The organism is Pseudomonas sp. LY-1 (assembly GCF_053502595.1).
Genome location: NZ_CP094353.1, coordinates 364506 through 378647 on the forward strand (window position 1 = coordinate 364506; position 14142 = coordinate 378647).

Sequence of the window (14142 nt, forward strand, 5' to 3'; positions counted from 1 at the left end):
TGTAGGAGGGAGCAAGAAGCTCCCTCCCGCATTTTAGAGCGCGAACGGCAGCTGGATCGCGACCTGCTGGCGCTGCGCCAGCCGATGCTCGAACTCCGCCGGGTCATGAATCAACACATCCTGCCCGGCAAACGACTCCGCCGCGATCAGGCGTGACAACCAGAACCGCACGCACGCCACGCGCAACATCGTCGGCCACAACTCGGCTTCTTTCGCGGTAAACGGGCGCAACCCCGCATAAGCCCCGAGCAGTGCGCGGGCGCGCTGGCCGTCGAGTACGCCGTCGGCGTCCGAGCACCAGTCATTCAGGGCGATCGCCACGTCGTACAGCATCGGGCCCGAGCAGGCGTTGTAAAAGTCGATCAAGCCCGTCAGGTGCGTGCCTTCGAACATCGCGTTGTCGCGAAACAGATCTGCGTGAATATTCGCGCGCGGCAGGGCGAGGATCTGCGCCTTGTGGGCCTCGATCTCATCCAGTGCGTCGCGCAGCAGGCGTTGCGGCGCTGCGTCCAGGTGCGAAATCAACTGCGCGCCTTCGCTGAGCATCCACTCCAGCCCGCGATCGGTCTTGCGCTCCAGCACCTTGTCGCCCTGGGTCGCCAGGTGCAGATGGCCAAGCAGGTCGCCGACCTGGGCGCAGTGCTGGGCATTGGCGTCCTTGATGTGCTTGCCGGCCAGGCGCGGTTGCAGCAGCGCCGGTTTGCCGGCCAATTCGCGCAGGGCCACGCCGTCGGTGGTGCGCAGGGCGTAAGGCACCGGCAAGTCGGCGTCGTGGAGCACGTCGAGCAGTTCGATGAAGAACGGCATTTCCTGCACCGGGCCGCGCTCGACCAGGGTCAGGACGAACTCACCCTGTTCCAGGCTGATGAAGAAATTGGTGTTTTCGCTACCCGCGGCGATCCCCTGGAAATCAAGCAGGCGGCCGAGCCCGTAAGGGGCAAGAAAGGTTTCCAGCTCGGGCCGAGCCAGGGGGGTGAACACAGACATGGTTAAAACTGCCAGTACGGGCGCCGCGGTGTGCGGCGCCAATTGAAGTTAAGAAATCATTTCCATTCGAAGATCTTCCATGACGGGATCAGCATATCCGGTTGGTCAGAGCGGATGAAATTCGCATCGGTTCCGTCCGCGCGCACCAGGAAATACGGTGGGAAACCTTTCTTCGTTATCTTGATTGCGTACAGGAAACCGTTTTGACGGTACTCCTGAATGGTTCTGTCGCCCTCTGTGCGAATGGTAACTTCCGGATCACCCGAAGGCGCACTGTCGGCCGCCATGGCAACCATCGGAGCGAATGCAAACAAGCCGGTCAACAGCAGGCGATTGAATGAGCGCATGATAACCTTGTCCCTTTGTTGTCTGTGGTCCGGCTATTCTAGCGCCTGACCCGCCGAAAAGGTTGATCCTGCTCATGAGCCAAGCCCCCCTCGTCCTGGTGGACGGTTCTTCATATCTGTACCGCGCCTTCCACGCGCTGCCACCGCTGACCACTTCCAAAGGCCTGCCGACCGGTGCGGTCAAGGGCGTGTTGAACATGCTCAAGAGCCTGCGCAAGCAGTACCCGGACAGCCCGTTCGCGGTCGTGTTCGACGCCAAGGGTGGGACCTTTCGCGACGAAATGTACGCTGAATACAAGGCCAACCGCCCAAGCATGCCCGACGACATGCGCCTGCAGATCGAGCCCCTGCACCAGAGCGTGATCGCCCTGGGTTTCCCGCTGTTGTGCGTCGAAGGCGTCGAAGCCGATGACGTGATCGGCACCCTGGCCCGCAGCAGCGCAGCCGCGGACCGCCCGGTGGTGATCTCGACCGGCGACAAAGACATGGCGCAGTTGGTGGACGGGCACATTACCCTGGTCAACACCATGACCGGTAGCGCCATGGATGTGGAGGGCGTAAAGGAGAAATTTGGCGTCGCTCCGGAGCAGATTATCGACTATCTGGCGTTGATGGGCGATTCGTCCGACAACATTCCAGGCGTTCCGGGCATTGGTCCGAAGACCGCTTCCGGCTTGCTGGTGGGCGTCAATGGCGGCCTGAAAGAGCTGTATGAAAATCTGGATATTGTGCCGAGCCTGCCTATCCGTGGGGCCAAGACCCTGCCGGCCAAGCTGCAAGAGCATAAGGACATGGCCTTCCTCTCCTATCAACTGGCGACGATCAAGATCGACGTGCCGCTGGACGTGGGCCTGGATGATCTGCACCTGATCGAGCCGGATCGCGAAAAACTCCTGGAGCTGTACACCCTCCTGGAGTTCAAAAGCTGGTTCGAGGAAGTGCAGCGCGACGCCAAGCGCACCGGCTTGGAGGTGGCGGCTCCGGTCGCCGAGAATGCGCCGGTCGTCAGCACCGAGCTCAAGTACGAAACTATCCTCGATCAGGCGCGTTTCGATGTGTGGCTGAAGAAGCTCGGCGAGGCCAAGCTGTTCGCCTTCGATACCGAGACCACCGGCATCGATGCACAGCAAGCGCAGTTGGTTGGGTTGTCGTTCGCGGTGCAGCCCTACGAAGCGGCCTACATCCCGCTGACCCATTCCTACATGGGCGTGCCGGAGCAGCTGGACCGCGACACGGTGCTGCGCGCGCTCAAGCCGATCCTCGAAGACCCGAGCAAGCTCAAGGTGGGCCAGCACGCCAAGTTCGATATGAATATCCTCGCCAACTGTGCCATCGGTGGCGATCAGAATTGTGGCATCACGGTGCAGGGCATTGCCTACGACACCATGCTCGAATCCTACGTCCTCGACTCCACCGCCACGCGGCATGACATGGACAGCCTGGCTCAGAAATACCTGGGTCACACCACGGTGAGCTTCCAGGATATTGCGGGTAAAGGCGCCAAACAGCTGACCTTTGACCAGATCTCCCTCGAACAGGCCGGCCCTTACGCGGCTGAAGATGCCGACGTCACCCTGCGCCTGCACCAGACCTTGTTCGAAAAACTCCAGGCGATCCCCAGCCTGGTCAGCGTGCTGACCGATATCGAGATGCCGCTGGTGCCGGTACTGGCGCGTATCGAGCGCCAGGGCGCACTGGTGGATGCCAAGTTGCTCGGCGTGCAGAGTGTTGAGCTGGGCGAGAAGATGGTCGAACTGGAGCGTGAGGCATTTGCCATCGCCGGTGAGGAATTCAACCTCGGCTCGCCCAAGCAATTGGGCGCGATCCTCTACGAAAAACTCGGCCACCCGGTTCTCAACAAGACCGCCAAGGGCCAGGCGTCGACCGCCGAAGCGGTGCTTGCCGAACTGGCCGAGCAGGATTTCCCGCTGCCCAAGGTGCTGATGCAGTACCGCTCCATGAGCAAGCTGAAAAGCACCTACACCGACCGCTTGCCTGAGCAGATCAACCCGCGCACCGGGCGCATCCACACGTCGTATCACCAGGCGGTGGCGGCCACCGGGCGTTTGTCGTCGAGTGATCCGAACCTGCAGAACATTCCGATCCGCACCGCTGAAGGCCGGCGGATTCGTCAGGCGTTCGTCGCGCCAAAAGGCTACAAGCTGCTGGCGGCGGACTACTCGCAGATCGAGCTGCGGATCATGGCGCACCTGGCCAAGGACGAAGGCTTGCTGCACGCCTTCCGCAATGACCTGGACGTACACAAGGCCACCGCCGCCGAAGTATTTGGCGTGGAGCTGGGCGCGGTCACCACCGATCAGCGTCGCAGCGCCAAGGCGATCAACTTCGGCCTGATCTACGGCATGAGCGCGTTTGGCCTGGCCAAGCAGATCGGTGTCGATCGTAAACAGTCCCAGGCCTATATCGACCGTTATTTCGCCCGCTATCCGGGCGTGCTGGCCTATATGGAGCGCACCCGCGCCCAGGCGGCCGAGCAGGGTTATGTCGAGACGATCTTCGGTCGCCGCCTGTACCTGCCGGACATCAACGCGAAGAACCCGGCGCTGCGCAAAGGCGCCGAGCGCACGGCGATCAACGCGCCGATGCAGGGCACGGCGGCGGATATCATCAAGAAAGCCATGGTGGCGGTGGATAACTGGCTGACCGCGTCGGGCCTGGATGCCAAAGTCATCCTGCAGGTACACGATGAACTGGTGCTGGAGGTTCGCGAGGATCTGGTCGATCAAGTGCGTGACGAGATCCGCCAGCACATGAGCCACGCGGCGACGCTGGATGTGCCGCTGCTGGTGGAAGTGGGCGTGGGTGATAACTGGGACGAAGCGCACTGATAGCGCGGTTCTGCCGCCGCCGAGGGTGGTGGCAGAACGCTTTAGACCCGAAAACGCCGTCGCTTATTGCAAATAGTTTTTTGTACCTGCCGGAACTTAACTCATGAAATGCCACTCAGAGTTACTGAATGGGTGGTGAAGCCCTTCAATGCTCCTATGTTGTGTTAAGTGTTGGCAGATATCTGGACCCCGCCCTAGCGGTCCGGAGCTTGAACCCCGAACTTCCCCTCCCCATACGAAGTCCGGGGTTTTTTTTGCCTGCGCAAAAGTCACTCCGCGGTTTCTGCGCCCTTGTCGGCCAATTCCATCCAGTCGGCCAGCACGGTGTAGGCTTCTTCCAGGCCCAGGCGCTTTGGCGCCGAGAACAGCTGGATGGTGATGGTGTCACCCCAACCTTTGCGGATTTCCGCCTGCACCTTCAACAGCGTGTTCTTGGCGGCGCCATAGGTCAGTTTGTCGGCTTTGGTCAGCAGGATATGCATCGGCATGCCGCTGGCGACTGCCCAGTCGAGCATCAGCAGGTCGAAGTCGGTCATTGGATGACGGATGTCCATCATCAGGATCAAACCCTTCAAACTCTCCCGGCCACCCAGGTAAGCCTCGAGGTGACGCTGCCAGTGCAGCTTCAGCGGGATAGGTACTTTTGCATAACCGTAGCCCGGAAGGTCGACCAGACGCCGATCATCGTCTAGCTTGAAGAAGTTGAGCAGCTGCGTGCGGCCCGGGGTTTTCGAGGTGCGCGCCAGGCTGGCATGGGTCAAGGTGTTCAGGGCGCTGGATTTGCCCGCGTTGGAACGGCCGGCAAAGGCGACTTCAAAGCCCTCGTCATCGGGGCATTGGTCCACTTTGGCGGCGCTGAGCATGAACGTGGACTGTTGGCACAGGCCGAGGATGGGGTTCTTGAGTTGCATGAGATTTCCGATGTGGGCGGTGCCGAAAAAGGGTGCGGCAAGCGGTGTCGTTTCCGTTTCAGTAGCGCCAGTATATAATGCCGCAGATTTTGTGTGTGCTTTGTCCCAGCGAAGGATGAAGTTCACGGGAGTGATAGACCTTTATTGCGCATTAGAACGCAAAACGCTCCCAAACCCTGAAAAGGTCGATGTATGACCAGATGGTTGCTTGCTGTCGGTGTCTTGATGCCGCTTTACGGCGCTCAGGCTACACAGGAACCGGAAGCGGTGTACAACCGAGTTTGCGTGGCTTGCCATGCCGGCCAACTGCCGAACGCCCCGAAGCGGGGTGACCAGGCAGCCTGGGCGCCCAGACTGGCGCAAGGCATGGACACGCTGGTGCAACACGTGACCCAGGGTTTCAAGGCAATGCCGCCGCGTGGTTTGTGCATGGACTGCAGTACCGAGGATTACCAGGCCATCATTGAGTGGATGGTGAGTAAACCCGGTTAGATAACTCTTAAACCCTTAGCCGTAGTTGGATTAGCTGATGAACAAACTGATCGTGAGTCTGCTGTTGACCTTGGGCATCACCGGTGTTGCCCATGCTGCAGGCGACGCTGCTGCGGGTCAGGCGAAAGCCGCCGTGTGTGGTGCTTGCCATGGACCGGATGGTAATAGCCCGGCGCCGAACTTCCCTAAACTGGCCGGCCAGGGTGAGCGTTACCTGACCAAGCAGATGCACGACATCAAGGACGGCAAGCGCACGGTCCTGGAAATGACCGGCTTGCTGACCAACCTCAGCGATCAGGACCTGGCCGATATCGCGGCCTATTTTTCCAGCCAGAAAGGCAGTGTGGGAGCTGCTGATCCGAAGCAAGTGGCCCGTGGCGAAGAACTGTTCCGTGGCGGCAACCTCGACAAAGGCATGCCTTCCTGCATCGGTTGCCACTCGCCTAACGGCGTGGGCAACGCCGCTGCGGGCTTCCCGCATGTGGGTGGCCAGCATGCGCAGTACGTCGCCAAGCAACTGACGGACTTCCGTGAAGGCAATCGCACCAACGACGGCGATACCAAAATCATGCAGAGCATTGCCGCCAAGCTGAGCAACAAGGACATCGAAGCGGTTTCCCAATACATTCAGGGGCTGCACTGATCGAGGGCTGCGTTAACGCTCGATTAATCCGTTGATGCAAGCATAAAAAGGGTGGCCTAGGCCGCCCTTTTTTGTGGCCGGTGCCGTTACACTAACGAACTCATGCCCGCGCAGACCTGTCACAACAAAGGTCGCGTGAGGCGACTTTATTTGTCCAGGAGTAAAGCATGCGTAATCTGATCCTCAGCGCCGCTCTCGTCACCGCCAGCCTCTTCGGCATGACCGCACAAGCCGCCGACGTGCCGCTTGAAGCCGGTAAAACCTACGTGGAATTGGCCAACCCCGTGCCGGTTTCGGTGCCGGGCAAGATCGAAGTGGTGGAGCTGTTCTGGTACGGCTGCCCGCATTGCTACGCCTTCGAGCCAACCATCAACCCATGGGTTGAGAAACTGCCCAAGGACGTGAACTTCAAACGCATCCCTGCCATGTTCGGCGGCCCATGGGATGCCCACGGCCAACTGTTCCTGACCCTGGAAGCCATGGGTGTCGAGCACAAGGTTCACAACGCTGTCTTCGAGGCGATCCAGAAACAAGGCAAGCGCCTGACCAAGCCTGAGGACATGGCTGACTTCGTCGCGACCCAAGGTGTCGACAAGGACAAGTTCCTGGCCACCTTCAATTCCTTCGCCATCAAGGGCCAGATCGAAGCCGCCAAGAAACTCGCCGTGGCTTATGGCGTGCAAGGCGTTCCGACCATGATCGTCAACGGCAAGTACCGTTTCGACCTGGGCACCACCGGCGGTCCTGAAGCGACCCTCAATGTGGCCGACCAGTTGATCGCCAAAGAACGCGCCGCCAAGTAAGGGGCCTGCCATGCGTCGCTGGGGTACCGAACGCGTTGTCGGTCTGCATGACCCGCAGGTCAACGAAGCTCACCTGGAATCCACGGGCCTGCCGGCGGACAGCCGCCTGCGGCTGCTCAGCTTCAATATCCAGGTGGGTATCAGTACCGAGAAGTACCGGCACTACCTCACCCGTGGCTGGCAGCACTTGCTGCCCCACAACGGGCGGGCCGGCAACCTGCAGAAGATCGGCGACCTGTTGGGCGACTTCGACCTGGTCGCCCTGCAGGAAGCCGACGGCGGCAGCATTCGCTCCGGCTACATCAACCAGGTGGAACACCTGGCCCAGTTGGGTGCATTTCCCTACTGGTATCAGCAACTCAATCGCAACCTCGGGCGTCTGGCGCAGCACAGCAACGGCGTGCTCAGCCGCCTGAAGCCATCGGCCATCGAAGATCACCCATTGCCGGGCCCCAAGGGTCGTGGCGCGATCCTCGTGCGTTTTGGCGAAGGTTCGGAAGCCCTGGTGGTGGTGATGATGCACCTGGCGCTCGGGGGGCGGACCCGCAACCTGCAGTTGGCCTACGTGCGTGAGTTGATTGGCGGCTACAAGCATCAGGTGTTGATGGGGGACATGAACACCCATGCCATCGACCTGCTGCAGAATTCCCCGTTGCGTGACCTTGGGTTGCTGGCGCCGCAAGTCGAAGCCACGTTCCCCAGTTGGCGCCCGCAACGCTGTCTTGACCACATCCTGCTCAGTCCGACCCTCACGCTTGAAAGTGTGCAGGTGCTGGCGCAGCCCATCTCCGATCACCTGCCGGTCGCGGTAGAGATTCGTCTGCCGGGTTCGCTCACGGTGGATGCATTGCCCGCGTTGAGCCCCGGCCCTCGCGGACCCCTTGCATGAGCGACGAAGCCCAGCGCTGGAAAGAGAAATACCTTAAAAGCATCGATCAACAAGACAAACTCGAACGCCGCTGGGCCGCCCGCCTCGACCTGCTGCGCCGAGGCTTGGTGCGCAGTACGTTGGCCGCTGAAGGCACCGACCGCGCGGTCGATCAATGCATGAAGGAAATGCGCGACGTGGTGCGCAGCGACGACATGGATGCCGCCCTCGCCGCATTGCTGCCGCGCCTGGAAAAAGCCGTACTGGATTCGGAGCAGCGTCGCGAAACCCGGATTGACCAGATGAGCAGCGCGCTCACGGCCCTGGTTGCGCAGTTGCAGAAACTGCCGCTGCCCCGCGAGGTGGCCCGCCCGTTGAAAACCTTCGCCAAGCAGCTGGATAGCCGCGTGGGCCAGGCGCGCGAGATCCCGCTGTTGCTCAGTGAGTTGAGCAACCTGCAAGGGCAGGCGTTGAATAACCTGGAACCGGACGGCGAAACCCCACGCCCCGGTCCCGGCCTGTTGCAGCGTCTGTTTGGCGCCAAGGAAGTTGCGAGTGAGGCGCCGACCGGCGAGCCCGCGCCGCCGCCTTCTGCGCCTTCTGCGCCCGCCGCCGCCGCCAGGCCGGTGCCCGAACCCGTCGCCGAGGCGGCACCGCCGCCCCAGTCCGACGAGTTGGCCCAGGCCCTGCGGGCGTTCGCGCCGTTGCCGCAAGGCTCGGCCCCGCCGCCCTCGCCGGAACCGGTGGCAGCGGCCAAGGCGGCCACGGCGGCTGAGGTCATGAGCCCGGTCGTCGCCCCCGAAGCCGCGCCCCAGCCCGTGCCGATCGCCCGGCCCGTCGAAGTGGCGGCGCCCGCCGCGCTTCCAGCAGCGGCGCCAGAACCTGGCGCCGAAAGCGCACTCGCCGCGCTTATCGAACCACCGCCGGTTCAGGTCGATGCACCGCAACAAACCGTCATCGGCAGCCTGTCACTGCCGCCGGTGCTGGACGCGCCGGACCCGGACGAGCTGCTGGCGGACGCAATCTACGCCCTGCCCGATTCGCCGGAGCCGTCCTACAGCTCCGTGGCCAAACACATTGAAGACACCTTGCTTGGCCTGCTGGAAGACCTGTCCCTGCCCGAGCGCCACCGGCCCCAGGCCGAAGCCATGCGCGAGCGCCTGGCCCATGGTTTGAACTGGTACGAACTGCTGCCGATCCTCGATGACCTGGCCACGCTGATGCTGGCGATCACCGACAGCGGCCAGCATGAGTTCGAGGCCTACCTCAAGCAGCTCAACGAACGCCTCGAAGCGTTCCAGGGCCATCTGCAGACGGCCAGCGAAGGCTATGCCGACAGTCGCTCGGCCGCCCGTGAGCTGGACACGCAAATCCGCGAACAGGTCGACGGCCTGCAAAGCAGTGTGCAGGGCGCCGCCGACCTGGACAGCCTCAAGCAGGTATTGGAAAGCCACCTTGAAGGCCTGCTCGGCACCATGGACCAGCACCAGCAGCAGCGTGACCTGCGCGAGCAGGAAGTGGCGGAGCGCTTGAAAGGGCTCGCCGAACGCGTCGCCAATATGGAGCAGGAGGCCCAGGGTTATCGCGATCACCTCGAAGTACAGCGCCAGAAAGCGTTGGTCGATCCGCTTACCGGCTTGCCCAACCGTGCCGCGTGGAGCGAGCGCCTGGACCATGAGGTCAACCTCTGGCATCAGCGCGGCAACAGCCTGTCGCTGGCGATGCTGGACCTCGATCACTTCAAGCGTATCAACGACGGTTACGGGCACCTGGCCGGGGACAAAGTGCTGAAAATCATCGCCAGCGTGCTGCGCAAGCGCCTGCGCCCCGGCGACTTCATTGCGCGCTTCGGCGGCGAAGAGTTTGTGTTGCTGATGCCCGACTCATCCCTGGCGAATGCCCTCGCCGCCGGCGAAGCGCTGCGCGCGGCGATTGAAGTCTGCCCGTTCCACTTCAAGGGCGAGCCGGTGACGATCACGGTGTCGATGGGCGTGGCGCAGTTCCAGCCCGGCGAGCGCAGCGACCTGGCGCTCAAGCGCGCCGACGAGGCGTTGTACCGGGCCAAGGCAGCGGGACGTAACCGGGTGCAGGCGGCCTAAAAGATGTTCCATTTTGTAATTTGACGTTCGGGCCACAAACGGTACGTTACACTGTTGCATTATCGTCTTCAGCGTAACGTTATCCGCCATGAAATCCGTGTACTTCGCCTTTGTGTTCCTCCTGCTCAGCGGCTGCGCCAGCGGCCCGCGCCTGGATACCAGCCACCCTTCGGTCAACCATGACAACCGCGTGCAGTTCGTGGTCGTCCATTACACCTCGACCAACCTCGAACGCTCTCTGGCGCTGCTGACCCATGGTCAGGTCAGCAGCCATTACCTGATTGGCGACGACGCTTCGGGCACCATCTACAAGCTGGTGGATGAAAGCCAGCGCGCCTGGCATGCCGGGGAAAGCGAGTGGATGGGCCGCACCTGGCTGAACTCCAGCTCCATCGGGATCGAGATCGTCAACCCGGGGTTCCGCGACACGCCGACGGGCCGCGTGTGGTACCCGTATTCTGAAGCGCAGGTGAAATCCCTGGAGGTGTTGCTCAAGGACATCAGCACGCGCAACGGCATCGACCCCAGAAACATCATCGGTCACAGCGATATCGCGCCGCTGCGCAAGCTGGACCCGGGGCCGTTGTTCCCATGGAAGCGCCTGGCCGAGAAAGGCTTGGGCGTCTGGCCCGATGCGCAGGCAGTGGCACGCTTCCAGGCGCAGTACGCCACGGACCTGCCGAGCATCACCTGGTTCCAGGAAGCGTTGGCGCACCTGGGCTACCAGACGCCGCAGACCGGTGAGCTGGACGTCGCCACGCGCCATGTGCTCGCCGCGTTCCAGATGCACTTCCGCCCTGCGCTGTTCGATGGCACGCCGGATGCCGAGAGTGCCGCGATCCTGCGTGCCCTCGACCGGCGTTAATTGCTACAGCGGCAACGCCATGTAGAACTGCGTGCCCTGCCCCGGCCGCGAATACACGCCCATGCGGCCGCCGTGCAGTTGCACGATCTCCTTGCACAGCGCCAGCCCCAGGCCGGCGCCGCCTTTCTTGCGGCCCACCTGCACGAAGGGTTCGAAGATGCGCCCTTGTTGACCATAGGCGATACCTTCGCCGTTGTCCTCGACGCTGATGATCACCCGCTCGCCATGGCGTCGTGCCTGCAGACGGATCTGCCCGCCCTCGGCGGTATGGCGCAGGGCGTTGCCCAACAGGTTGTCGAGCACGCGTTCCAGTTGCGCCTGGTCGGCATACAGCCGAGGCAGGTCGGGCTGGGCTTCTACCAGCAGTTCGATGTGTTGTGCATTCGCCGGCTCGGCAAAGCGCGCCCGTGCATGCTCCAGCAGGTCGGTGACATCGCACGGGGCCAGGGTGAGTTTTTGCATGCCGTTCTGGTAGCGCGAAAAGTTGAGCAGGTCATTGATCAACTGCATCAGGCGCTGCATTTCTTCATTGACCGTATCCAGCAGGTCCGCTTCACGGGACTCCGCGGGAAACTTTGCGCGTTCGCGGAACAAGCCGAAGGCCATGTGCATGCCGGTCACCGGCGTGCGCAATTCGTGGGAGGCGCGCAACACGAACTCGCTGCGTACCCGTTCAAAGGCGCGCTGTTCGGTGACGTCATGCAGCACCATCACGGCACCGAGGATATGCCCCTGGGTGTGGCTCACCGGCGTCAGGCTGTAGGTCAGCAGGCGCAGTTCGCCCTCGACTTCCACTTCCAGGTCGTCCGGCGCGCGCTCCAGGCTGCCGCCACGCAGCACCAGTTGCAGCTGATCGTCCATTTCCGGGCGACCCAGCGCCTCGCCCAGGCCCTGGCCGAGACGTTCCTCGTCCCAGCCCAACTGGCGCTGTGCCACTGGATTGAGGTGCTCCAGGCGGCCTTGCCGGTCAATCATCAACAGGCCGTCGTCGATACTGTCGAGCACCGCTTGCAGGCGCTGCTGGCCGGCGAGCAACTCATCGATATTGGTTGCCTGATGCTGGCGCAAGGCTTCGGCCATGATGCCGAAGCGTCGGGTCAGCTGGTTCATTTCCGCTGCCGAAGAAATGGGCAGGGTCACTTCGAAATCGCCTTGCCCGATCTTGTCGGCGGCCTTGGCCAGTGCTTCGATCGGCCCGCCAAACCGTCGGGCGATGCCATGGGCGGTAACAAAACCGATGATCAACACTGCGAGGCCAACCAACCCCAGCAGCCCGGCGATCAACAAGGCGCGCTCGCGGGATTTATGTTCGCTGGCGCTGATGTTTTCCAAGGCCTGCTTGTGCTCGGCGATCAGGCCGTTGCGCAGGACATTGAAGGTTTCGGTGATTTTCTCTTTGCTGCCGGGCGGTGGGGACGCTTGTTGAGACTCGTCAAAAGCCGCCAGGAAGCGCTGATAGTCGGCCCGGGCCCGGCTGAAACCGCTGCTGTTCCCGTCGCGCTGTTCATGCGCAATGCCTTGGTCGAGCAGCTCGAAGTAACGCTGTTCGGACGCTTGCAGCGCCTCGGGATTGGGGCGCTGTTCGAGCATCATCATCAACTGATCGCCCAGGCTCTGGCGCAGTTTGAGTCCCAGGTCGAGGGTGATGAAGTTGCTGCGGATCGACGACTCCTGGGTCTTGGCCATCTGCATCACGCTGACCAGGCCCAGGATCAACCCCAGCAGGGCGACGGTGATCAGCGCTGAGATACTCAGGAATAACCGAGTGCGCAATGTCATCGCTAACTTCATAGGGTGCCGCTCACAGGTTGTACTGTTTGCGTTTGCGGTACAGCGTCGACGCGTCGATGCCCAGGGTGCGGGCCGCCTGATCCAGGGTGTCGCTGGTGGCAAGTACCGCGCCGATATGCGCTTTTTCCAGCTCGTCCAGGCTCAACGCTGCACCGATACGGGGGGCATTGTTGGTCGGCTGTTCGGCCATCCCGAGGTGGCTGATTTCGACTTTTTCCTGCGGGCAGATAATGCTCGCGCGCTCCACCACGTTGCGCAGCTCACGGATATTGCCCGGCCAGCGGTAGTTGAGCAGCGCTTCGCGTGCCTCATCGCTGAAGCCCCGCGCCGGTCGGGCGTATTCCTTGACGAAGCGGGCGAGGAAGCGGTCGGCCAAGGCCAGGATGTCTTCGCTGCGTTCGCGCAACGGCGGCAGGTGCAAGGTGATGACGTTGAGGCGGTACAGCAAGTCTTCGCGGAAGCGGCCGTCGCGCACCATGTCTTCGAGATTCAGGTTGGTGGCCGCGAGGATGCGTACATCGGCGCGCCGGGTGACCGGGTCGCCCACGCGCTCGTATTCCTTGTCCTGGATAAAACGCAGCAACTTGGGTTGCAGAGTGAGGGGAAAATCGCCGATCTCGTCGAGAAACAGCGTGCCGCCATCCGCCTGGTTGACCCGGCCCAAGGTGCTTTCGCTGGCGCCGGTAAAGGCTCCGCGGCTATGGCCGAACAGTTCGCTTTCCATCAGCTCCGCCGTCAGCGACGGGCAGTTGATGGTGACGCAGGATTTCTTCGAGCGCTTGCTCCAGCCATGAATGGCCCGCGCCAGCTCGCCTTTACCGGTGCCGGACTCGCCGAGGATGAGGATGTTGGCGTCAGTCCCGGCCACTTGGCGCGCAGTTTCCAGCACCGCCATCATCGCCGGGCTGTGGGAGTCGAGACCGTCTTTCGGTTGGCGCACTTCGCCTTCCAGTGCTTCCAGGCGCGCGGAGAGCTGGCGCACTTCCAGCTGTTTGGCGGTGGCCAGGCGCAGCTGGTCGGGGCTGCACGGTTTGACCAGATAATCAGCCGCGCCGGCCTGGATGGCATCCACCGCGGTGTCGACGGCGGAGTGCGCGGTCACAATCACCACGCGCATCCACGGCGCCTGGATACGCATCTGCGCCAACACATCCAGGCCGTTGTCCTCGCCCAGGCGCAGGTCGAGGAAGCACAGGTCGAACACCTGGCGTTGCATCAAGGCATCGGCCTGGGCGGCGCTGTTGGCGGTGGCTACGGTGTAGCCCTCATCTTCCAGGCAATAACGGAAGGTACGAAGGATTGCGGATTCGTCGTCCACCAAAAGAATGCGGCCTTGAAGTTCCTTGGCTGATTCCATCTGTCCCGCGCTCCTTAATATGAATGATGGTGTTTAGTCCCGGAATAATCGGGCAAGTTGCATGGTTCATTCTGATCGATAAAACGCAACGTCGTGCAGCTATCTGCCTGCATTCCTACAAAGCCTGCGC

Annotated in this window: 12 protein-coding genes; 7 read left to right on the top strand and 5 right to left on the bottom strand. The window is 62.1% G+C overall.

Features of this window, described 5'->3' with window-relative positions; genetic code table 11:
- Positions 1-33 precede the first annotated feature (33 nt).
- Positions 34-987: a homoserine kinase gene (locus tag MOQ67_RS01690; protein ID WP_198717364.1), complete on the bottom strand. Its 954-nt coding sequence runs from the start codon at positions 985-987 to the stop codon at positions 34-36.
- A gap of 56 nt (positions 988-1043) precedes the next feature.
- Positions 1044-1334 carry a DUF2782 domain-containing protein gene (locus tag MOQ67_RS01695; protein WP_017849025.1) on the bottom strand — a complete coding sequence of 97 codons (291 nt, stop codon included), beginning with the start codon at positions 1332-1334 and terminating at the stop codon, positions 1044-1046.
- A 74-nt stretch (positions 1335-1408) separates the two neighbouring features.
- Between MOQ67_RS01695 and polA the strand changes: the two genes are divergently transcribed.
- Positions 1409-4183, top strand: a complete 2775-nt coding sequence (gene polA, locus MOQ67_RS01700; RefSeq protein ID WP_448675809.1) for a DNA polymerase I — start codon at positions 1409-1411, stop codon at positions 4181-4183.
- A 269-nt stretch (positions 4184-4452) separates the two neighbouring features.
- On the opposite strand, the gene yihA is transcribed toward polA, so the two are convergent.
- Positions 4453-5094, bottom strand: coding sequence for a ribosome biogenesis GTP-binding protein YihA/YsxC (yihA, locus tag MOQ67_RS01705; RefSeq protein ID WP_017849027.1), 642 nt, complete (start codon positions 5092-5094; stop codon positions 4453-4455).
- Positions 5095-5286: 192 nt separating this feature from the next.
- Here yihA and MOQ67_RS01710 point away from each other — a divergent pair, with 192 nt between their 5' ends.
- From MOQ67_RS01710 to MOQ67_RS01735, 6 genes are all read left to right on the top strand, one after another.
- The gene (locus MOQ67_RS01710; RefSeq protein WP_017849028.1) at positions 5287-5586 is read left to right on the top strand and encodes a c-type cytochrome; all 300 of its coding nucleotides are present in this window, start codon (positions 5287-5289) and stop codon (positions 5584-5586) included.
- A 37-nt stretch (positions 5587-5623) separates the two neighbouring features.
- The gene (locus MOQ67_RS01715; protein ID WP_017849029.1) at positions 5624-6229 is read left to right on the top strand and encodes a c-type cytochrome; all 606 of its coding nucleotides are present in this window, start codon (positions 5624-5626) and stop codon (positions 6227-6229) included.
- Between the two features lie 167 nt (positions 6230-6396).
- Positions 6397-7032, top strand: a complete 636-nt coding sequence (dsbA, locus tag MOQ67_RS01720; protein WP_017849030.1) for a thiol:disulfide interchange protein DsbA — start codon at positions 6397-6399, stop codon at positions 7030-7032.
- Between the two features lie 10 nt (positions 7033-7042).
- Positions 7043-7921: an endonuclease/exonuclease/phosphatase family protein gene (locus MOQ67_RS01725; RefSeq protein ID WP_046381537.1), complete on the top strand. Its 879-nt coding sequence runs from the start codon at positions 7043-7045 to the stop codon at positions 7919-7921.
- The gene (locus MOQ67_RS01730; RefSeq protein WP_198717362.1) at positions 7918-9999 is read left to right on the top strand and encodes a GGDEF domain-containing protein; all 2082 of its coding nucleotides are present in this window, start codon (positions 7918-7920) and stop codon (positions 9997-9999) included. Before MOQ67_RS01725 ends, MOQ67_RS01730 begins: the two co-directional genes overlap by 4 nt.
- 88 nt (positions 10000-10087) lie before the next feature.
- Positions 10088-10864 carry an N-acetylmuramoyl-L-alanine amidase gene (locus MOQ67_RS01735; RefSeq protein ID WP_017849033.1) on the top strand — a complete coding sequence of 259 codons (777 nt, stop codon included), beginning with the start codon at positions 10088-10090 and terminating at the stop codon, positions 10862-10864.
- Positions 10865-10867: 3 nt separating this feature from the next.
- Here MOQ67_RS01735 and MOQ67_RS01740 read toward each other — a convergent pair whose 3' ends face one another.
- The gene (locus MOQ67_RS01740; RefSeq protein ID WP_102618542.1) at positions 10868-12655 is read right to left on the bottom strand and encodes a KinB sensor domain-containing domain; all 1788 of its coding nucleotides are present in this window, start codon (positions 12653-12655) and stop codon (positions 10868-10870) included.
- Between the two features lie 10 nt (positions 12656-12665).
- Complete coding sequence (gene algB / locus MOQ67_RS01745; RefSeq protein ID WP_017849035.1) at positions 12666-14012, bottom strand: sigma-54-dependent response regulator transcription factor AlgB; 1347 nt, start codon at positions 14010-14012, stop codon at positions 12666-12668.
- Positions 14013-14142 lie beyond the last annotated feature (130 nt).

What these genes read in the sequence shown, in the direction of transcription:
- MOQ67_RS01690 (WP_198717364.1), bottom strand. Translation starts at nt 987, where the DNA reads ATGTCTGTGTTCACCCCCCTGGCTCGGCCCGAGCTGGAAACCTTTCTT.
- MOQ67_RS01695 (WP_017849025.1), bottom strand. Translation starts at nt 1,334, where the DNA reads ATGCGCTCATTCAATCGCCTGCTGTTGACCGGCTTGTTTGCATTCGCT.
- polA (WP_448675809.1), top strand. Translation starts at nt 1,409, where the DNA reads ATGAGCCAAGCCCCCCTCGTCCTGGTGGACGGTTCTTCATATCTGTAC.
- yihA (WP_017849027.1), bottom strand. Translation starts at nt 5,094, where the DNA reads ATGCAACTCAAGAACCCCATCCTCGGCCTGTGCCAACAGTCCACGTTC.
- MOQ67_RS01710 (WP_017849028.1), top strand. Translation starts at nt 5,287, where the DNA reads ATGACCAGATGGTTGCTTGCTGTCGGTGTCTTGATGCCGCTTTACGGC.
- MOQ67_RS01715 (WP_017849029.1), top strand. Translation starts at nt 5,624, where the DNA reads ATGAACAAACTGATCGTGAGTCTGCTGTTGACCTTGGGCATCACCGGT.
- dsbA (WP_017849030.1), top strand. Translation starts at nt 6,397, where the DNA reads ATGCGTAATCTGATCCTCAGCGCCGCTCTCGTCACCGCCAGCCTCTTC.
- MOQ67_RS01725 (WP_046381537.1), top strand. Translation starts at nt 7,043, where the DNA reads ATGCGTCGCTGGGGTACCGAACGCGTTGTCGGTCTGCATGACCCGCAG.
- MOQ67_RS01730 (WP_198717362.1), top strand. Translation starts at nt 7,918, where the DNA reads ATGAGCGACGAAGCCCAGCGCTGGAAAGAGAAATACCTTAAAAGCATC.
- MOQ67_RS01735 (WP_017849033.1), top strand. Translation starts at nt 10,088, where the DNA reads ATGAAATCCGTGTACTTCGCCTTTGTGTTCCTCCTGCTCAGCGGCTGC.
- MOQ67_RS01740 (WP_102618542.1), bottom strand. Translation starts at nt 12,655, where the DNA reads ATGAAGTTAGCGATGACATTGCGCACTCGGTTATTCCTGAGTATCTCA.
- algB (WP_017849035.1), bottom strand. Translation starts at nt 14,012, where the DNA reads ATGGAATCAGCCAAGGAACTTCAAGGCCGCATTCTTTTGGTGGACGAC.